Source organism: Mangrovimonas cancribranchiae (genome assembly GCF_037126245.1).
In the GTDB taxonomy this organism is placed as follows: domain Bacteria; phylum Bacteroidota; class Bacteroidia; order Flavobacteriales; family Flavobacteriaceae; genus Mangrovimonas; species Mangrovimonas cancribranchiae.
Window position 1 is genome coordinate 376,210 of record NZ_CP136925.1, and the last position, 20,539, is coordinate 396,748.

Here is a 20,539-nt window from a genome sequence, read left to right on the forward strand (position 1 = left end):
TAAATGTTACAAAACAGCTAAAAAAAAAGCTGCAATATTACATTGCAGCTTGTTGTGCGTTCTTAAACTCTCACGTGGCCATCGCCAAATACATAGTATTTGTTGGTGACTAATTGTTTTAGTCCTAATGGTCCACGATGGTGTAATTTATCGGTGCTAATAGCGAGTTCGGCTCCAACACCCATTTGCCCACCATCTGTAAATCGGGTAGAGGCATTATGGTACACCGCAGCACTATCTATTTGTTCCATAAATAGGGCGGCTGTGTCTTTGTTTTCGGTAATAATGGCTGCAGAGTGGCCACCCGAATATTTGTTAATCATAGTAATCGCCTCGTCTGTTGACGCCACTTCGGCAAGCACAATTTTTAAGGCTAAAAATTCTTCATACCAAGTGTCTTCATTGTCAATAGTGGTTTCATTAGGTAATACTTTGGCTACGTTATCATCGGTTACAATAGTTACATTTACGCCCTGTAATACCTTTTGAAGGTCTTTTAATTTGTCCTCGTAATTAGGGATGTTTTTATTAATTAAAACCTTATCTAACGCATTACAGCCTGAGATTTTATCGGTTTTAGCATTTACGATTACTTTAACAGCTTTTTCCCAATCGGCATCCTCTGACACATATAGAAAGTTATTACCACGGCCACTTATAAGAACAGCACAAGAGGCGTGGTCTTTAACAAACTTAATTAAGCGTTCGCCACCACGAGGTACAATTAAATCAAGCGGTTCTGATGGATTTCTTAAGAACTCTTGTGTTTCTTCGCGTTTTAAGTGCAATAGTCTAATCCAGTCTTTAGAAAGTCCATTGCTTTCTAGGGCTTCATGCCAGCATTGTTCTAAAATTAAGTTGCTATTAATGGCCTCTTTACCGCCTTTTAATAAAATTTTATTGTTGGCTTTAAAGGCTAACACTGCCGCTTCGATGGTCACATCTGGTCTAGATTCGTAAATAATTAAAATCGTACCAAACGGTGCCGTTTTGTTGGTGATTTGTAGTCCGCTATCCAAGGTCATGTCCGAGATAGTTTGTCCTACGGGATCGTCTTGTGCCATGACTTCGCGTACGGCTTGAATCATGCCATCAACTTTTGCCTCGTTAACAACCAATCGGTCATACAAAGCTTGATCGTCTCGATTAAACGCATCGAGATCTTTTTTGTTGGCGGCGATAATATTTTGGCGTTCTCTATCCAAGATGGTAATCATGGATTGAAGCACGTTGTTTTTTATGTCTGAACTTAAAAGTTTCATAATGTGTGTTGTGTTTTTTAGTGAATAAATTTTGTGCCGACTTCTTTGTCGTCAATAATGTCTACAATAACATTTTCACGTTTTCCGTTGGCAATGTAAGTTGGGATGTCTTTTTTGGCAGTGCCTTTGGCAATTTTTAATTTAGAGGCCATACCACCACGCCCTTCGCCTTCTTTTTTATTAGAGGCTTTAACGTATTTTTCAACATTTTCATCAACTTTAACTTCGTCAAGTTTTTTAGAGCTATCGTCGTCTGGGTGTCCTGTATAAAGTCCATCGGTATCTGATAATATAATCAATCTATCAGCATCAAGCAACTCGGCAACTAGGCTAGCAAGTTCGTCATTATCAGAAAACATAGACATGGTTAATGATACGGCATCGTCTTCATTGGCAATAGGAATAACGCCTTCCGATAGTAAGCCTTCGTAACAATTCACCATGTTTTGACGGTGTTTGCCTGGATCGAAATCTCGTTTTGTGGCTAATACTTGAGCGCAACGCATACCATAATCGTGAAAGATGCTATAATAGTGTCGCATCATTCTTGGTTGTCCAATGGCCGAATAGACTTGGCGTCTAACAGATTTGTCTTTTATTTTAGTTTTTCCTAAAACTTCTTTTCCGGCAATAGCCGATCCTGAAGATACGAGGATAACCATGATGTCGCGTTCGTACAACACAGCAATTTGCCTTACCAGTTCTCGTAATACAGGGCCTAATATTCTATTGTCTTTGTTGGTTAACACATTGGTGCCCACTTTTACAACAATGCGTTTTATATCGTCTTTCATGTTATTTGTCGTTTCCTAGTTCTACAGCGCGATCAAAAGCGGCATAAGCGGCTTCTTGAATGCGTTGTTTTACATTATTGTCTTCCATAGAGTCTATCGCAGCTTGTGTGGTGCCGCCTTTAGAAGCTACACGGTCAATCCATGTTTCTGGGGAAATATTAGATTGATTAAATAACTCGATAGCACCTTCAAAGGTGTTGCTAACAAGTACTTTAGAATCGTAGTCTGAGAAGCCCATTTTCTGTGCGGCTTCTAACATAGATTGCATAAAGTAAAATACGTAGGCTGGCCCACTACCTGAAATTCCTGTAGAGGCGTCGATGTATTTTTCGGTGTCTACATGAATAGAGGTTCCTGTGGTGTCTAGTAAATTTCTTACCATAAGAAGTTCTACTCTAGATACAGCTTTAGACTCGGTATATGAGGTGACACCTTTACCTACTTTTGCCGGTAGGTTAGGCATGGTTCTAATGACTTTTTTTGCACCTAATTGCTCTTGTATGGTATCGATAGTTACACCGGCCATTAAAGATACAAAAATTTGTTGTTGGTTTATCATAGGTTTCATGTCTTCAAACAAGCTTTCACTATGATAAGGCTTTACAGCTATAAAAACGATATCAGCTTTAGGAAGGCAGTCTTCCAAGCTTTCGTAAACGTCAAAATTGGGGTTTTCTCTAAGTGTTGAAATTTTCTTTGGATCAGTATCATATATTTTTAGGTTGTGTTTTCCTAAAAGTGGTGATTGCGACATTCCTTCGGAATATGTTAATCCCATATTTCCTGCTCCAATTACAAGTACTTTCATGTTTTGTTTTTAAAATATTGATTTTCAATGTTATTTGCTATATAAGCCACAAGGATTATGCGATAGTGCCAAATAGTAGCATGGATTTGAAAAATTATGATATTGAAATGTTTTTCCTGTATATTGTAAGAGGTTGGAATGTAAACCGTGATTTTCTTGAAGAATGTTAAATTCTAACGTTGCTAAAAACTGTCATTATGTCGGTGACAAAACAGGGGTGTGCATAAAAAAAGCCTTAACAGATTTGTTAAGGCTTTTATGAGTATATAGTAAAGAGATAAACTATTCTTTATCTTTCTTGTGATCTTTATGACCGCCTTTATGATTTCCTTTAGGTTTGCTTTGGTAACCTTCAGGTTTAGGTAATAAGGCTTTTCTTGAGATTTTCTCACGTTTTGTTCTTGGGTCAAAACCAAAATACTTCACGTCTACAAGATCACCTAGGTTCATCACATCGGTTACGTTGTTTGTACGTTCCCAAGCCATTTCAGAAATATGTAATAACTGCTCGTTTCCAGGCGCATCAACAAATTCTAATACGGCACCAAAATCAAGGATTTTAACTACCTTCATTTCGTACACGCTACCTTTTTCAGGTTTAAATGTCATGGCCTCAATTTTAGCTAAAACAGCATCGATACCTTCTTGACTTGTTCCTAAAATTTCAACAACTCCTGTTTCGTTTTCTTCATCTTCGTTAATAACGATAGTCGTTTCGGTGTTTTTTTGTAGCTCTTGAATGTTTTTACCACCAGGGCCAATAAACGCACCAATTAAATCGCCAGGAATGGTTGTCGTCACCATTTTAGGAGCGTGTGATTTAACTGAGGTGTTAGGTGTTTCAATAGTATCTGTTAATTTACCTAGGATATGCATACGACCATCGCGCGCTTGTTTTAAAGCTTTTACTAAAATTTCGTAGCTAAGGCCTTTAATTTTAATATCCATTTGGCAAGCTGTAATACCATCGGCAGTACCGGTAACTTTAAAGTCCATATCACCTAAATGATCTTCATCACCAAGAATATCGCTTAATACCGCATAACGTTCGCCGTCGGAAATTAATCCCATAGCAATACCAGAGACAGGTTTTTTAAGTTGCACACCAGCATCCATTAAGGCCATTGTACCCGCACAAACGGTAGCCATAGATGATGATCCGTTACTTTCTAAAACTTCTGATACGACTCTTACAGTGTAAGGGCAATCGGCTGGAACCATTTTCTTTAACGCACGTTGTGCTAAGTTACCATGACCAACTTCACGACGCGAAGTCCCTCTAATTGGTCTCGCTTCTCCAGTTGAAAATGGTGGGAAATTATAGTGTAAATAAAAGGTCTCTTCGCCTTGGTAGGTTGGTAAATCAATCACGTTAGCTTCTCTAGAGGTTCCTAAGGTTACAGTCGCTAAAGCTTGCGTTTCGCCTCTTGTAAAAATAGATGATCCGTGTGTTGAAGGTAAGTAATCTACTTCACACCAAATTGGGCGAATATCGGTTGTTTTACGACCATCTAAACGAATGCCTTCGTCTAATGTTAAGTTTCTTACCGCTTCTTTATGGGCTTTTCCAAAGTATTTAGAAATTAATTTACCGTAAGCTTCTTGTTCTTCTTCGGTAAATAAGGCTTTAACTTCGTCTTTAACTTCGCTAAATGCTAAGCCGCGTTCTTGCTTAGAGGATCCTGCCTTGGCAATATCGTAGCATTTTTGGTAAGCAGCGTCGTAAACTTTTTTCTCGATAGTTTCGTATTCTACTTCTGGTTCGTATTCACGAGTTTCTTTTTTACCAAAGGCTTCAGCTAATTTTACTTGCGCAGCGCATTGTACTTTAATGGCTTCGTGAGCAAATTTGATAGCATCGGCCATTTCTTCTTCCGAAATTTCATCCATTTCACCTTCAACCATCATCACAGAATCGGCAGAAGCTCCTACCATCATATCGATATCGGCTTCGTCTAATTGTGCACGACTAGGGTTAATAATGAATTCACCATTTACACGTGCTACGCGAACTTCAGAAATTGGTGTTTCAAAAGGAATATCGCTTAATTGAATAGCTGTAGAAGCAGCTAATCCCGCTAAAGCATCTGGCATTACATTTTCGTCGTGAGACATTAATTGAATCATGACTTGTGTCTCGGAGTGATAGTCTTTTGGAAATAACGGGCGTAGTACTCTGTCTACTAAACGCATGGTTAATACTTCGTCGTCGCTAGGTCTGGCTTCACGTTTAAAAAATCCGCCAGGATAGCGTCCTGCAGCAGCAAATTTTTCACGGTAATCTACTGTTAAAGGTAAAAAATCGACATCTGCAGCGGTGTAGTTAGACACGACTGTACAAAGCAACATGGCGTTACCCATTTGCACAACAACCGAACCATGGGCTTGTTTAGCCAATTTTCCGGTTTCGATAGAAATTTCTCTTCCATCGTCGAGGGTTATCACCTCTTTAAAAGTTTGTGGAATCATAAAATTATTAATTCTTATTCAGGCTAAATGTTAGTCTGAACTTGGTTAAACATTGGCGTTGTGTTGTTGTAGTTGTTGTGTTTACCAATGAAAAACTATAGTACAGCTTTTTAGTTTATGGTCTTTGTTTTAAAGACGTATATAATCAAAAAAGAGGCCGCGAAGCCTCTTAAATGTTATTTTCTAATTCCTAATTCCTGAATTAACTCACGATATCTTACAATATCTTTCTTAGCTAAGTAATCCAGTAACGATCTACGCTTACCTACTAATTTTACTAACGAACGCTCGGTGTTAAAATCTTTTTGATTGTTTTTTAAGTGTCCAGTTAAGTGGTTAATTCTGTGGGTAAACAATGCAATTTGTCCTTCGGTTGAACCGGTATCGTTTTTTCCTTTACCGTACTTTTCGAAGATTTCTGCTTTTTTTTCTTTTGTTAAATACATTCTAATATTATTGTAAATGATTGTTATGTATTACTCAATGTTACTTGAGTAGTTATGAAAGATTTTCTTTCAAGCGGCAAATATAGGCATAATTATTTAAATATTCTTAATGTAATCATGGCTTAGATGTAAAAAAAGCAATCATTTTTTATGTGATTGCTTTTTTATTTAGGCTCTTAATGGTTGGTTAGATATTAAATCGATATATAAATTAACCTTGTCTTTTAAATCTTTACGATGTGTTATAAAGTCTAAAAACCCATGTTCTAGTAAAAACTCTGAGGTTTGAAACCCTTCTGGGAGTTCTTGCCCTGTAGTATCTCTAACGACGCGTGGTCCAGCAAATCCTATTAATGCACCGGGTTCGCTAATATTAATATCGCCTAGCATAGCAAAGGACGCTGTTGTTCCTCCTGTGGTAGGATCGGTACATAACGAGATGTAAGGTACTTTAGCTTCGGCTAGTTGGGCTAGTTTTGCTGAGGTTTTAGCTAATTGCATTAAAGATAATGCGGCTTCCATCATACGGGCACCACCTGATTTTGAGATAATCATGAATGGTATTTTCTTCTTTAAAGCATAATCGGCAGCACGGGCAATCTTTTCACCAACAACACTTCCCATAGAGCCTCCAATAAAGGAAAAATCCATACAGGCAACAACTAAGTTGTTACCTTTTGATTTTCCTACGGCAGTTTTTACAGCGTCTTTAAGTTTTGTTTTCTCTTGCGCTGCTTTTAAGCGGTCGGGATATTTTTTTGTGTCAACAAATTTTAAAGGGTCTTTAGATTCTAACTTTGTATCTAGTTCTTTGTATTTGTTATCGTCAAAAAGTATTTCGAAATATTCTTTACTTCCTATTCTTACATGGTAGCCGTCTTCTGGACTAACGTAGAAATTTTGTTCAAGCTCTTTGGTATCGACTATTTTTCCTGTAGGTGATTTATACCAAAGCCCCTTAGGAGTGTCTTTTTTCTCCTCGGTGCTTGTTTGAATGTTTTTTTCTTTTCTTTTAAACCAAGACATTAAAAAATAATTTTAATTAAAGTTTGTTAGTTGCAACATGCAAAGTTATAAAGTATTTACATTATTAAGGTCTTCGAAGGCTTTTTTTAGTCTTTCAACAAAAGCGTCTTCTCCTTTACGCAACCATACTCTTGGGTCGTAGTATTTTTTATTTGGCACATCGCTACCTTCTGGATTGCCAATTTGTGTTTTAAGATAGTCGGCTTTGTCGTTCATGTAATCTCTTACTCCTGTCATAAAAGCGTATTGCATATCGGTGTCGATATTCATTTTAATAACACCATATCCAATGGCTTCTCTAATTTCTTCTACTGTAGATCCTGAGCCACCATGGAATACAAAATCGATATGATTGTGTTCTACATTATATTTTTTAGTGATATACTCTTGAGAGTTTTTTAAGATTTTTGGTGTTAATTTCACGTTTCCTGGTTTATAAACACCATGAACGTTACCAAAAGCAGCTGCAATGGTGAATTGATCACTTACTTTGCTTAATTCTTCGTAAGCATAAGCGACTTCTTCTGGTTGGGTGTAAAGTTTAGAGTCGTCTACATCGGTATTATCAACACCGTCTTCTTCACCGCCTGTAATACCAAGTTCTATTTCTAGGGTCATGCCCATTTTACTCATTCTTTCAAGGTAGGTTTTGCAGATCTCTATGTTTTCTTCAAGGGGTTCTTCACTTAAATCAATCATATGAGAACTGTAAAGTGGTTTTCCGGTTTCTTTAAAATGCGCTTCACTAGCATCTAATAAGCCATCAATCCAAGGAAGTAATTTTTTAGCGCAATGGTCGGTATGTAAAATAACAGGAACACCATAAAGTTCTGCCATTTGGTGTACGTGTTTTGCGCCAGCAACTGAGCCCGCAATTGCAGCTTTTTGATTGTCGTTACTTAATCCTTTACCCGCATTAAATTGTGCGCCACCGTTTGAAAATTGAATAATTACAGGTGCATTTAAGGCTGCTGCAGTTTCTAAAACACCGTTAATAGAATTGGATCCTATAACATTTACCGCAGGTAATGCATACCCGTTTTCTTTTGCATGATTAAAAATGTTTTGAACCTCTTTGCCTGTTGCAACTCCTGGTTTAATATTGTGTGCCATGTTGTCTTTATTATTTGTTTGATTAACAAAAATAATAAAATTATATGGCTTAAAAGGGGTAATTTATACCAATGTTGTAAACGGCATTCTGAAAATTGTAATCGTTAAACCAACGGTTTTGGTCTAAGTAGGAGGGGTCGTAGGTTTTAAAACCAATATCGAAACGGAAGAGTACTGGACCAAAATCATAGCGAAACCCCATACCCGACCCAATAGCGATATCTTTTAAAGCGCTAAAACTATCTAGTGTGGCATTGTCGTCTTCAACATCATCTAAAGCATTCCAAATATTTCCAGCATCTACAAATAAAGCCCCATGAAAACTGCCAAAAATATTAAAACGTTGTTCGACACTTAAGGCAATTTTTAGGTTTGCTTCGTTAAACTCGTTATTAGATTCTGAACTTCCAGGTCCTAAACTATAGGCGGTCCAAGCTCTATTGTCGTTGGCGCCACCGGCAAAAAAACTTTTAGAGAACGGGATGTTTGTAGAGTTGCCATAAGGTATGGCAAAGCCAAAAAAGCTTCTAATGGCAACAACATTTTTTTTGCCTAAATCCCAGTGTTTAACATAGTCTAATTCTGTTTTAACATACTGCGAATAGGCAACGTTAAACATTTCGTAGCGGTCATTAGAATTTTTTTCTAACCCACTTAAACTAGCAATGGTAGAAAACAGGTTTCCTGCAAACTCAATTTTAAACCTAAAGATAGAGAAGGTTTCGTCGTAAAGCGTTTCTCGATTGTCTCTTACGTAATTAAAGTTGCTCGCAAAAATAAGGTTGTCTTTGGTAAGTCGTTCTTTTCTTTCGTTGATTGCTGAAACGGTGTCATAATCATCGTCGTTTGATGATATAGAGGTGTTTCCGTTTAAAACATCATTTATAAAAGCATCTGTTTGTGAAGGATAGGTTAAATCGTTACCGTTATTATAGTTAATACTAGAGGCAATATCATTTAAGGAGTTGTAGGAGTTACCGTAAACACCAAAATAATTGTCTGGGTTTAAGTTTTTTACATACTGTACGTTGAATAAATCTAATCTATTTGTAACAATGTTTGATGGGTGCCATTTATAGTTAAACACGCCAGAAAATGTTTGTTTGTCTAAGCCAATGTTTGTTTGACTTGTTGTTGACAGTGATATACGTGTGCTTGGAAACATGGTTTTTGGGATTATTTTTTCGGTATTTATAGGAAAAAATAATCTTGGAATAGTAAGTTTTAAATTAGCTCCTAACTCATTAATATCAAAAAAGCGATCTCTGTTATCACCAGCATCTTTGGAGGCTCCAATGGATCCTAGTGCAGAAATTTCGAGTGTTTCGGCACCACGAAATACATTTCTAATGAGTAATCCTGGATTAAAAGAAAACCCAACAGTTTGTATGTTACTTTGGTAAGCTTCGGCGCTTAAGTTTAACGCAAAACGCTTTTTGGGCATTAAATAGATGTTTGCTGTTAATGTGGTGTCTGGGTTTTCGATATATTCTATATCTGGATAACTAAAGGTTTTTAAATCGCTTAAATGTCTGTAGGAATTTCCACGGTCTTTGTCTTGATAAATTTTATTTGGGGTAATAAATACAGCATCGGTTAATGCTTTAGGTTTAAAACGCATTTTGTTAAAACTGTATAAATTATAATTTTTATACTGTACTGTGTCTGAGATTTGTTGTGCTTTATTTTGATAGGAATAATCGGTGTAAATATTAACGTCTTTGACTTTGTAAATATGTAAAGGTAGTGTGTAAGAGGAGTCTAAAGAGGTGATTTTTCTATTAGAAATTTGTAATTCTACATTAACCTTATTATTGGTATACACCGTGTCCATTTCAAAAAACACATAATCTTCGGAGAAATGATACACGCCAGAATTTCTCATTTGGTAAGTAATTCTGTTTTTTTCAGTTTCAAAATCGGTGGTTTCATATTGTTTTCCTTGAACAATATGAGAATTGGTTATTTCTGTTTGATATAAAGAATCTATAATTGGCGATGCGATATCAAGACTTAAAGAATCTACAATATAAGGTTCTTTGGTAGTGACATGGTAAGTTATTTCGGCTTTTTTATCGCTAATTTGTGTAACTTCAGAAGAGGTTTCAACATTAAACCAGCCATTGTTAAAGTAATAGGCTTTTAGTTGGTTTTCGGATTTTTTTGTTTTCTCTTCATTGATAATAGTTGGAGCTTCACCTGTTTTTTTAAGCCAATTATTAAACCCTATTCTAGAGTCTATATATTTATCTAATTGTTTTTTTGATAAGAAGTTTTCTAAATGTTGGCGTTTTTTAGGTTTGGCATCTATTCCCGCATTTATAATAGAGTCAATATTAGGTCTTGCTAAGTTGTAAATATGTAGGCGAAGTGGTGTAAGACCAAGCAATTCTCTATTTTTTTGCTGGTAAAGAAGGTTGTTTATACGTTCTGTTTTGTTTTTCTCGCCATTAACAAGAATGGTATTTTTAACAAGCAGTTTTTTACCTTCAGGAACGCGTTTTACCGAGTTACATGAAAACAAAACTCCTAAACAGAAAATAATTAATGCTATTTTTGAAAAAAATAATTTCAAATACTAGTAATATTAGCTTTGTGGCTTAGTTTATGTCTTGATGTATAGTTAAAATCAAAAATACACTATTTAGCCGAAAAATTATTGAAACACGTTTTAATGTTATCTAAAAATCAAATAAAACTCGTTAGAAGTTTAAAGCAAAAAAAATACCGGCAGCAACATGGTCTATTTATAGCCGAAGGTGTAAAAACCATTACAGAGCTTTTAAATTCTAATTTTGAATTGTATCATTTATATACAACAGACTCCTTCAATATTGATGCCAATTTTGAAACTATTATCTCTTTTGCCGAATTAAAAAAAATAAGCGCTTTAAAATCGCCTAATACAGCATTGGCTGTTTTTGTAATGCCAGAACAAACCCCTGTTGATTTAAATACGTTAATAGTGGCATTAGACGATGTTCAAGACCCTGGAAATTTAGGCACGATTATTAGACTATGCGATTGGTTTGGTGTAACACATTTAGTGTGTAGTGAGAATACCGTAGACTGTTTCAACCCAAAAGTAATACAAGCCACAATGGGCTCGATTACACGGGTGAATATTGTGTATAGTTCGTTACGCGATTTTTTAAGTGATGTAGACGTTGATGTGTTTGGAACCTTTATGGACGGAGAACCTGTTTATAGTCAACAATTACCAGAGCAAGGTGTTCTGGTTATGGGTAATGAAGGTAATGGTATTTCAGATATGGTTAAACAGCATATAACCAAAAAAATAGCCATTCCTCGATTTGGAGACACGCAAAAAACCGAGAGTTTAAATGTGGCTACAGCAACAGCAATATTGTTGAGTGAGTTTAAACGTTCTACTGGAACGTAAAGTTGATAAAGACGCCACGAGTTTTCATGGACTCTATGTTTCCGGTCCAGGGGCTGTTAGGATCGTAATCTCTAACAACTTCATCGTTTATGGCAAAAACCCCTCTAATAGATGGTGTAAACTTGAACCAGTACAAGTAGAAATCGATACCAAAGCCAATTTCGTAAAAGTACATATTAGATTTTGTTCTAAATTTACCATTACTATTATCGTCTGGATTCTTTTCGTTACTCGATAAATTTATGGCTGTAGAAATACCGCCAACAATAAAAGGTTTAAAGTTGTTTAATCGTTTGGTAGATAGCTTTAATAGAAGCGGAACATGAATGTATGTCGATTTAATCTCACGTTTTAAGTCGGAATCGGTATACTCCATGCCTTGAAAATAACTTGGGTGATATTCTAAGTTACGAGTGGTCATGTATAGTCCTGGTTCTAGCCTAACATCCATATAGTCGTTAATACGCATATTACCAATTAATCCAACATTAAAACCGGTGGTTTTATTAACTAAAATATCTTTACGGTCAAATTTATAGTCGAAATTAAAATCGTAACTATTAAACCCTAAAAAGTATCCGTAGCTTAAAAACTTTTTATCAAAATTATCAAGATTTCTTATACGTTCTTTGCTAAAAAGTTGTGCCGAAGCGACTTGCGTTATCAGAAAAAATACAAGACAATAAAGACTCTTCTTCATATTACTTTTTTGATGATTTATAAATTGTTGCGACTCCTAAGGTTTGTGGGAAGTCTTCAACCTGTATAAACCCAATTTTTCGTAAAATATTGTTTAAAGCTTCACCATATGGAAATGCCGATGCCGAATCGCTTAAATATTTATAGGCGCTTTTGTCCTTAGAGAACAGTTTGCCTATTAAAGGCATAATGTGTTTTGTGTAGATATTATAACCTTGTTTAAAAGGTGTTTTGGTTGGGATGGAGGTTTCTAAAATAACAAAAGTACCTCCAGGTTTTAATACACGTAAAATTTCTGAAAGTCCTTTTTCTAAATCTTCAAAATTTCTAACGCCAAAAGCTACTGTTATGGCATCGAATGTATTGTTTTCAAAAGGAAGGTTTTCAGAGTCGCCTAAAACCATTTCAATAGTTTTATTTAATTTTTTTTCGGCTACTTTTTGCTTCCCAATATCTAGCATACCTTGACTTATGTCTAAACCAACAATTTTTTTAGCATTGGTTTGTGCTAAGTTTATGGCTAAATCGCCAGTTCCTGTTGCAATATCTAAAATAGATTCTGGATTGGTTTGTTCAATCATAGCAACCACACGTTTACGCCATTTTATATCAATACCAAAGGAAATAACACGATTTAAGCTGTCGTAACCGCCAGAAATATTATCAAACATTTTAGTGACTTGCTCTTTTTTCTTTAGGTCACTATCTTTATATGGTTTTACTTTTGCCAAGATTTTAAAAATTTTGTCAAATATAAACTATTAAGCAACCATTTTACAAAGGCTTGACCAATAATTATATATTGTAATTTTTTATCACTCAACTATTTTTGCTGTATATTTGTTCTTCGATATACATAATACAGATAATGAAAATAATTATTGCTGGAGCTGGTGAAGTTGGATTTCATTTAGCAAAATTATTATCCTACGAATCCCAAGAAATTACTTTAATAGATGTTAACAAAGAAAGGTTAGCATATGCTGATACCCACTTAGATATTAAAGTTATTAAAGGTGATGCCACCTCAATTGCCATATTAAAAGATGCCCGAATAGAAAGTACCGATTTATTTATAGGTGTAACCGCATCTGAAACCACCAATATTACAGCCTGTGTTTTAGGTAAGCAATTAGGGGCTAAGCGTACAATTGCTAGAATATCGAATACAGAATTTATTCATCATAAAGATGAAGTAGGCTTTACCAAATTTGGTATAGATGAATTAATTTCTCCTGAGGCTTTAGCGGCTGCCGAAATAGAATTGTTGCTTAACCAGTCGGCTTTTAACGATAGTTACGAATTTGAAGATGGTGCTTTAACTATGTTTGGGTTAAATTTATCTAGAACAGCCACATTTGTTGGGAAAACTGTTAAAGAGGCTGCCGAAATTTTACCAGAAATACATTTTGTGCCTATAGCCATACAGCGTTTTGGTACGCAATACACAATCATTCCTCGCGGTGATACACAATTTAAAGAAGGCGATAGTGTGGTTTTTATTACTAGTGAAGGTGGTGCCGAGGAGCTTTGTAGAATGACGGGTAAAGTTAATCGTGAGATTAAGAATATTATGATTCTAGGCGGAAGCCAAATTGGGTATAAATCGGCAAGAGATTTAAGTAAAGCTTATTCTAATATAAAACTTGTAGAAAAAGATAGAAAGCACGCTATAGAGTTGGCAGATCAACTGCCGCGAACATTAGTTATAAATGGCGATGGTAGAAACGTAGATCTTTTAGAAGAAGAACATATTAGCGATATGGATGCTTTTATTGCTGTTACAGAAAACTCTGAAACCAATATTATGTCTTGTTTGGTTGCTAAATCAAAAGGCGTAAGAAAAACTATAGCGCTTGTTGAGAATATGGATTATTTTGAACTATCACAATCCATAGGTATCGATACCTTAATTAATAAAAAACTGCTTGCTGCGAATAATATATTTAGATACATAAGGAAAGGTGAAGTTGTCGCCATGACCAAGCTAAATAATATGAATGCCGAATTGCTAGAGTTTAAAGTAAAATCAACATCGAAGGTTTGTAATAAGTACATAAAAGATGCTGGCTTTCCGCGTTCTGCTATTGTAGGCGGAGTTATAAGAGATGGTCAAGCCCATATTGCACTTGGTGATTTTAAAGTCACCGAAGGTGATATGGTTGTGGTATGTTGCTTACCTAGATCTATCAAACAAGTTGAAAAAATGTTTTTGTAAATGAAACTCAATTACAAAATTATCTTTCATTTTTTTGGGTTACTATTATTGTTTAATGGCGGTTTTATGCTATTAGCTTCTTTAGTAAGCTTAATTTATAAAGATGGTGCTACCATTGGAATTTTTGAAGCTGCTGGCTTAACCATACTAACAGGGTTGTTAGTTATGTTTAAAACCAAAAGCCATAAAAAGGAAATGAATAAACGCGAGGGCTACATTGTTGTAGGTCTTGGTTGGGTTATTATGTCGCTTTCAGGAACCTTGCCTTATGTGTTTTCTGGTGCTATTCCAAGTTTCACGAATGCTTTTTTTGAAACCATGTCTGGGTATACTACAACAGGTGCATCTATTTTAAATGATATAGAAGCGATACCTGAAGGTATCTTATTTTGGCGTAGTTTAACCCATTGGATAGGCGGTATGGGAATTATTGTATTAGCTATTGCTGTTTTGCCATTGTTGGGTATTGGTGGTATGCAAATGTTTGCCGCCGAAGCGCCAGGACCTAACGCCGATAAGCTTCATCCAAGAATTACCGATACAGCTAAACGTTTATGGCTAATTTATTTTGGCTATACCGCAGCCGAAACTATTTTGCTCAAGGTGGCTGGTATGTCTTTTTTCGATGCTATTAATCATGCACTTTGTACGTTATCAACAGGAGGGTTTTCTACAAAAAACGCTAGCATTGCTTATTGGAATGACCAGCCTATTATTCAATATATTATTATAATTTTCATGTTTTTAGCAGGGACTAACTTTGTATTAAGTTATTTTGCTTTTAAAGGAAAGGTGCAAAAAGTGTTGCATGATGGCGAGTTTAAACTTTATTTTAAGTTTATTGTAGCGTTTACAATTATAGCAGCTTTAATTATCTACTTTCAAGCCGATGTGTCAAAATCGTCTATTGTTCATCCTATGGTTTGGGGAGAAGCCGAAAGCGCCTTTAGGCATGCGTTATTTCAAGTGTTAGCTATAGTAACAACAACAGGTTTTGTAACTGCCGATTATACTCTTTGGTCACCCTTTTTAGTCGTGTTTTTCTTCGGATTAATGTTTCTTGGTGGTTCGGCAGGAAGTACCTCTGGTGGGGTAAAAGTGATTAGACATTTAATTCTTATAGAAAATGGATTCTTAGAATTTAAAAGGTCGCTTCATCCTAATGCTATTTTACCCTTGCGTTACAATAAGCGGTCTATTTCTGGAGATATTGTATTTAATATTCAAGGCTTTTTTATTCTTTATATGTTGTCTTTTATTGTTGGAGCTTTAGTGTTTTCTATGCTTGGTATAGATTTTGAATCTTCGGTAGGTTTGGCTGCCTCTAGTTTAGGTAATGTGGGACCAGCATTAGGCGATTTTGGGCCAGTTAATAACTATGCTGCTTTGCCATCTTTAGGAAAATGGTGGGCATCGTTTTTAATGTTAATAGGACGATTGGAACTCTTTACAGTGTTAATTTTATTGATGCCTTTCTTCTGGAGGAATCGATAAAGATACTTTGCTAAATAAAAAAAGCCACTTTTTAAAAAAGTGGCTTTATGATGATAAAACTATTCAATTTAGTTAACGGCAGCTTTAATACGTTTTAAAGCCTCGATAATTTGATCTTTTGATGCGGCATAAGAGATACGTATGCAATCTTTATTACCAAAGGCTTCGCCGGTAACTGTCGCTACGTGGGCTTCTTCTAGTAAGAATAAAGAAAAGTCGGTAGCATTGTTAATTAGTTTGCCTTTTAGAGTTTTTCCAAAGTAATACGATACATTAGGGAAAACATAAAATGCGCCTTCAGGGATATTTGTTTTAAAACCTTCAATATCATTTAATAAGTCTAAAATTAAACCTCTTCTCGATTTAAATTCATCAACCATAAATGTGATGTGTTCTGGAGATTCCGTTAAAGCAGTAATAGCAGCACGCTGCGCAATACAATTAGTTCCAGATGTAATTTGTCCTTGCATTTTTGTACATGCTTTAGCAATCCATTCTGGTGCTCCAATATACCCTATTCGCCACCCCGTCATGGCAAATGCTTTAGCTAATCCATTAACTGTTATTGTACGGTTATACATACTAGGAATAGAGGCGAAGCTAAACATTTTTGTGCCATAGCTTATGTGCTCGTAAATCTCATCGGAAAGAATGAAGATGTCTGGGTGTTTTTCTAACACTTTGGCCAAAGCTTTGTATTCTTCTTCAGAGTAAATACTTCCACTTGGGTTATTAGGTGAATTAAAAAACACCATTTTTGTTTTAGGCGTAATGGCGGCTTCAAGCTGTTCTGGTGTAATTTTAAAGTCGTTTTCTATAGTAGAAGGGATTTCTTTAAAGTTGGCTTCACACAACATTGCAATAGCCGAATAACTCACCCAGTAAGGAGCGGGTAATAACACTTCATCACCAGGGTTTAACAATACTTGAGCGACATTAGCAATAGATTGCTTGGCTCCAGTGGAAACAACCACTTGATTAGGTTGATAATCTAAATTATTATCGCGCTTAAATTTTTGGCATACAGCTTCTTTTAGCTCACGATAACCATCAACAGGTGTGTAAGAGTTATAGTTATCATTTATAGCTTGAATAGCGGCCTCCTTAATGTAATCTGGCGTGTTAAAATCAGGTTCACCTAAACTTAGTCCAATAATATCGATGCCTTGTTCTTTAAGTTCTCTAGCCTTGGCAGCCATGGCCAATGTTGCCGATGTAGGCAAACTATTAATTCTGTTGGAAAGCTTATCGTTCATTTATTGTGATAGAAATATGGTTTAAACAGTAGCAGGTTTCATTCCCATTTCTTTTAAGAATTTAAAATGGGCGATAACAGCTTTTCTTGTTGTCTTGTATTCGTTATAAGGTAAATTAAATTCTTTGGCAGTTTCCCTTACAATTTTAGAAATCTTGGTATAGTGTACGTGACTAATATTTGGGAATATGTGATGTTCTACTTGATGGTTTAATCCGCCAGTAAACCAGTTTACAACTTTGTTTTTTGTAGAAAAATTCACTGTTGTTTTTAACTGGTGTACGGCCCAAGAATTTTTCATAGTTCCTGATTCTTCCGGCATTGGCATTTCGGCTTCTTCCATGACGTGAGCCAATTGAAATACCACACTTAAAATTAATCCAGCGGTGTAATGCATGATAAAGAATCCTATTAAAATTTTCCACCAAGCTATATCTAATATTAACATAGGTAGTACAATCCAAACAGCTATATAAATAAGTTTTGATATTACTAATTTACTCCAGTTCCATACTGGATTAGGAAACTTACCATACGAAAGTTTGCGTTTCATATAGCGTTTCATTTGTTGCCAATCTGTGGTAATGGCCCAGTTTATAGTTAATAAACCATAAAGTAGCACCGAGTAAACATGCTGGAATTTATGGTGCCAATGCCAATCGGCATTTTTAGAGAAACGCAGAATGCGTCCTGCTTCTAAATCTTCATCATGACCGTGAATATTTGTGTACGTATGATGTAATACGTTGTGTTGTACTTTCCAATTGTAAACATTTCCAGCAAGAATATAAATGCTGCTTCCCATAAGGCGGTTTACCCATTCTTTGTTTGAATATGCGCCATGGTTTCCATCGTGCATCACATTCATACCAACGCCTGCCATTCCTATTCCCATAACAATGGTTAAAAGAAGTTGTGCCCACCCTGGAATGTTTAGTGTAAGTAATAAGAAATATGGTGTTAAGAACAGCGAAAACATCACGATTGTTTTTACCCAAAGTTTCCAGTTTCCTGTACGTTTTATGTTATTGTCTTTAAAATAAGCATTAACACGTTTGTTTAAGGTTCTAAAAAACTTAGCAGAATCTGTTCTTGAAAAAGTAAGTGCTTTATTTGTCATCTTTTTATGATTTTAATCTATAATTACAAATAGTATCTGTAATTATTAAAGGCCAAAGATAAATAATATCTTAAGGTTAGGTGGTAAAGTTTTCATAAAAATATACACAATAAATTCTCTACTTTTGTCGAAAAATAAATCTAATGGAACTCATACTTAAATATTTTCCTCATTTAACAAGTGAACAAATTCAAAAATTTGAAGCCTTAGAAGAGCTTTATAAAGATTGGAATTTAAAAATAAATGTTGTTTCTAGAAAAGATATTGATGAACTGTATTTAAGGCATGTGTTGCATTCTTTAGCTATTGCAAAAGTTATAACATTTAAACCTGGTACTAAAATTATGGATGTGGGAACAGGAGGTGGTTTTCCAGGAATACCTTTAGCCATTTTGTTTCCTGAGTGTTCGTTTCATTTGGTAGATAGCATTGCCAAAAAATTAAAAGTGGTTAATGAGGTTGTTGATGGTCTTGGATTAGAGAATGTGAAAACAACACATACTCGTGTAGAAGAGCTAGACGATACTTACGATTTTATTGTAAGTAGAGCTGTTGCTGCTATGCCAACTTTTGTAAGATGGATAAAAGGCAAAGTAGCTAAGAAGCAAAACAATACCTTGAAAAATGGTATTTTGTATTTAAAAGGAGGTGATTTAACCGAAGAACTTCAAGATTATAAAACAACAACCATTTATCCTATTAGCGATTTTTACAACGAGCCGTTTTTTGATACCAAAAAAGTGGTTCACTTACCTATAAAATTTAAAGGTTAATAAACCACTTAGGGTATTGTGGAGCAGTTAAGATTATCTTACCACAATTTTTTCTCTTAATGAAATACCTTTTTGAGTATTAATATTTAAAATGTATAAACCAGAAGCTACATTAATTGCAATATCTGTTTTTGCGTTTAGGTTGGTTACCGTTTTAAATACTGATTTTCCTGTTAAATCTGTTATAGATATTGAGGTGTTTTTAAAATTTTCTTGTGCAATTAACGTTAGGTGTTCGTTAATAGGGTTTTGAGCAATTTTAATATAGTTATCAGCAATCACTTGCTCTTGTATAGTAAGTGCGTTTTCTAAAATTTCGTTTAAAGCAAAAGCTACATTTAGATCGGTTAAAGTAACATGAGGCTCGTTATTGTCGGGGATGTAAGCGTTAACAAAAGGAGAGGCCGTCATGTTAGGTGTATTATACCAGTTACTATCTGTAATGGCTAAAGAGCTTAATGTTGGTATGAAATTAAAGTATTGGGAATTGAGGTTGTCAACAAATTCAGTAATTAATGCATTAGAACCATCATCAAAAGAATATAAATCAAATTGTCCACCAGGAGCACTATCTATACCGTCTGATGTTGCTGGGGATTCCGCTGTAGCACTGTAAGTTACAGGAAATCCAAAGATAGATAATAGGACATCGGTGACTGTTATATTTTGATTGGCTGCTGGTGTAAAATGAATGTCGGCTGTAGCAGTAATACCAAACTCGACATCAAAAGTGTGATTAATTAACTCCATTCCAGGTGTGCCAGTTATTTGCGCTATACCACTTCCATTTGAAATAGCTACATTTCTAGTGTCTTCGGGAAATCCTAAGTTTGTTAATTCGGCATGAAAAGCATCTCTATAATTAGGGGCTCCTATAGGTGTATGTGTAATAGCACTTTGGTTAACACCACCGCCATCAACATGACCTAAATAATGGTCTATAAGCATTTGTTTCGCTGCAGGGCTATTTAAAAGGCCGTTAACTAAAGGTTCTAGCTCTGTAATGCCGGCTCCATTTAACATATAATTGAAAAGGTATTGTATGCCAATAGGGACGTTAGCTCCTAAATGAGGCGAATCGAATGAGATATATAATCTAGTATCATGATCCATGGTATTTTGTTCCATATAGCTTAGCGCATATCTAGAAATTAAACCACCCATACTTGGGCCAATAACCACATTTTCCTCAACACCAGTTTTCATGCCGTTAATTTCATTAATTAAAGCAATGAGAATAAAAGCATTTCGTTGGATATAATCGGCACCGCCATTTATTTCAGCGCCATCGGCAGTTCTTGTATATGTTGGGAAGTTTAAAACAACAAGATCAAAGCCTTCGTTTCTTACAACATCGGCTAAATTTTCAACAGGATTGCCGTAATCTAATAAACCGTACATCGAAGGAATATCTCTAGTGTCATTAGGGTCAAAACCATCAACAAAAAAGATAGGTTTATCAAGAACGCCATCAACATTATCGTAATAAATTTTGTACTCGCCAGTTCCTATATGGCTTTCGGTTTCATCAATACCTTGAAATGGTATGGTTGAGTTAATGTTTACTATGGCGCTTTCGCTACCTGCTTGGGCAAAAAACATATAAGGGAGCAAAAACGTAATGAGAAAGTAAATTTTTTTCATAGGATATAATTTGAT

The 20,539-nt window shown here is 35.5% G+C and carries 17 protein-coding genes; 4 read left to right on the forward strand and 13 right to left on the reverse strand.

Going from position 1 to position 20,539, the window contains the following annotated elements; all coding sequences use genetic code 11:
* Positions 1-62: 62 nt before the first annotated feature.
* The 8 genes from R3L15_RS01630 to R3L15_RS01665 all read right to left on the reverse strand — a co-directional run bounded on the left by R3L15_RS01630 (position 63) and on the right by R3L15_RS01665 (position 10,493).
* The gene (locus R3L15_RS01630; RefSeq protein WP_338734102.1) at positions 63-1,292 is read right to left on the reverse strand and encodes a glutamate-5-semialdehyde dehydrogenase; all 1,230 of its coding nucleotides are present in this window, start codon (positions 1,290-1,292) and stop codon (positions 63-65) included.
* Entirely contained in the window at positions 1,280-2,056 is a 777-nt protein-coding gene (gene proB, locus R3L15_RS01635) for a glutamate 5-kinase (RefSeq protein ID WP_338732854.1), read from the reverse strand. Before proB ends, R3L15_RS01630 begins: the two co-directional genes overlap by 13 nt.
* A gap of 1 nt (position 2,057) precedes the next feature.
* Positions 2,058-2,864, reverse strand: a complete 807-nt coding sequence (gene proC / locus R3L15_RS01640) for a pyrroline-5-carboxylate reductase (protein ID WP_338732856.1) — start codon at positions 2,862-2,864, stop codon at positions 2,058-2,060.
* Between the two features lie 282 nt (positions 2,865-3,146).
* Entirely contained in the window at positions 3,147-5,333 is a 2,187-nt protein-coding gene (locus R3L15_RS01645; protein ID WP_338732857.1) for a polyribonucleotide nucleotidyltransferase, read from the reverse strand.
* A 176-nt stretch (positions 5,334-5,509) separates the two neighbouring features.
* Positions 5,510-5,779, reverse strand: a complete 270-nt coding sequence (gene rpsO, locus R3L15_RS01650; RefSeq protein ID WP_125466962.1) for a 30S ribosomal protein S15 — start codon at positions 5,777-5,779, stop codon at positions 5,510-5,512.
* Between the two features lie 168 nt (positions 5,780-5,947).
* Complete coding sequence (gene accD, locus R3L15_RS01655) at positions 5,948-6,805, reverse strand: acetyl-CoA carboxylase, carboxyltransferase subunit beta (RefSeq protein ID WP_338732858.1); 858 nt, start codon at positions 6,803-6,805, stop codon at positions 5,948-5,950.
* Positions 6,806-6,850: 45 nt separating this feature from the next.
* Positions 6,851-7,918, reverse strand: coding sequence for a class II fructose-bisphosphate aldolase (gene fbaA, locus R3L15_RS01660; RefSeq protein ID WP_338732859.1), 1,068 nt, complete (start codon positions 7,916-7,918; stop codon positions 6,851-6,853).
* 49 nt (positions 7,919-7,967) lie between these two features.
* Entirely contained in the window at positions 7,968-10,493 is a 2,526-nt protein-coding gene (locus R3L15_RS01665; RefSeq protein WP_338732861.1) for a POTRA domain-containing protein, read from the reverse strand.
* Between the two features lie 99 nt (positions 10,494-10,592).
* On the opposite strand from R3L15_RS01665, the gene R3L15_RS01670 reads away from it, so the two are divergent.
* The gene (locus R3L15_RS01670) at positions 10,593-11,321 is read left to right on the forward strand and encodes an RNA methyltransferase (RefSeq protein ID WP_338732863.1); all 729 of its coding nucleotides are present in this window, start codon (positions 10,593-10,595) and stop codon (positions 11,319-11,321) included.
* On the opposite strand, the gene R3L15_RS01675 is transcribed toward R3L15_RS01670, so the two are convergent.
* The gene (locus tag R3L15_RS01675; RefSeq protein WP_338732864.1) at positions 11,308-12,021 is read right to left on the reverse strand and encodes a porin family protein; all 714 of its coding nucleotides are present in this window, start codon (positions 12,019-12,021) and stop codon (positions 11,308-11,310) included. The genes R3L15_RS01670 and R3L15_RS01675 overlap by 14 nt on opposite strands.
* A gap of 1 nt (position 12,022) precedes the next feature.
* The gene (gene ubiE, locus R3L15_RS01680) at positions 12,023-12,751 is read right to left on the reverse strand and encodes a bifunctional demethylmenaquinone methyltransferase/2-methoxy-6-polyprenyl-1,4-benzoquinol methylase UbiE (protein WP_405023542.1); all 729 of its coding nucleotides are present in this window, start codon (positions 12,749-12,751) and stop codon (positions 12,023-12,025) included.
* Positions 12,752-12,888: 137 nt separating this feature from the next.
* Between ubiE and trkA the strand changes: the two genes are divergently transcribed.
* Both trkA and R3L15_RS01690 read left to right on the forward strand, forming a co-directional pair.
* Positions 12,889-14,238: a Trk system potassium transporter TrkA gene (trkA, locus tag R3L15_RS01685; protein ID WP_338732865.1), complete on the forward strand. Its 1,350-nt coding sequence runs from the start codon at positions 12,889-12,891 to the stop codon at positions 14,236-14,238.
* A complete protein-coding gene (locus R3L15_RS01690) occupies positions 14,239-15,732 on the forward strand; it encodes a potassium transporter TrkG (RefSeq protein WP_338732867.1) in 1,494 nt (497 codons plus the stop codon).
* Between the two features lie 68 nt (positions 15,733-15,800).
* Here the strand turns inward: R3L15_RS01690 and R3L15_RS01695 are convergent, their stop codons facing one another.
* Positions 15,801-16,988 carry a pyridoxal phosphate-dependent aminotransferase gene (locus tag R3L15_RS01695; protein ID WP_338732868.1) on the reverse strand — a complete coding sequence of 396 codons (1,188 nt, stop codon included), beginning with the start codon at positions 16,986-16,988 and terminating at the stop codon, positions 15,801-15,803.
* A 21-nt stretch (positions 16,989-17,009) separates the two neighbouring features.
* Positions 17,010-18,107 (reverse strand): acyl-CoA desaturase, encoded by a 1,098-nt coding sequence (locus tag R3L15_RS01700; RefSeq protein WP_125466971.1) that lies wholly within the window; start codon positions 18,105-18,107, stop codon positions 17,010-17,012.
* 143 nt (positions 18,108-18,250) lie between these two features.
* Here R3L15_RS01700 and rsmG point away from each other — a divergent pair, with 143 nt between their 5' ends.
* A complete protein-coding gene (gene rsmG, locus R3L15_RS01705) occupies positions 18,251-18,880 on the forward strand; it encodes a 16S rRNA (guanine(527)-N(7))-methyltransferase RsmG (protein ID WP_338732869.1) in 630 nt (209 codons plus the stop codon).
* Between the two features lie 33 nt (positions 18,881-18,913).
* Here the strand turns inward: rsmG and R3L15_RS01710 are convergent, their stop codons facing one another.
* Complete coding sequence (locus R3L15_RS01710; protein WP_338732870.1) at positions 18,914-20,524, reverse strand: T9SS type A sorting domain-containing protein; 1,611 nt, start codon at positions 20,522-20,524, stop codon at positions 18,914-18,916.
* Positions 20,525-20,539: the final 15 nt, after the last annotated feature.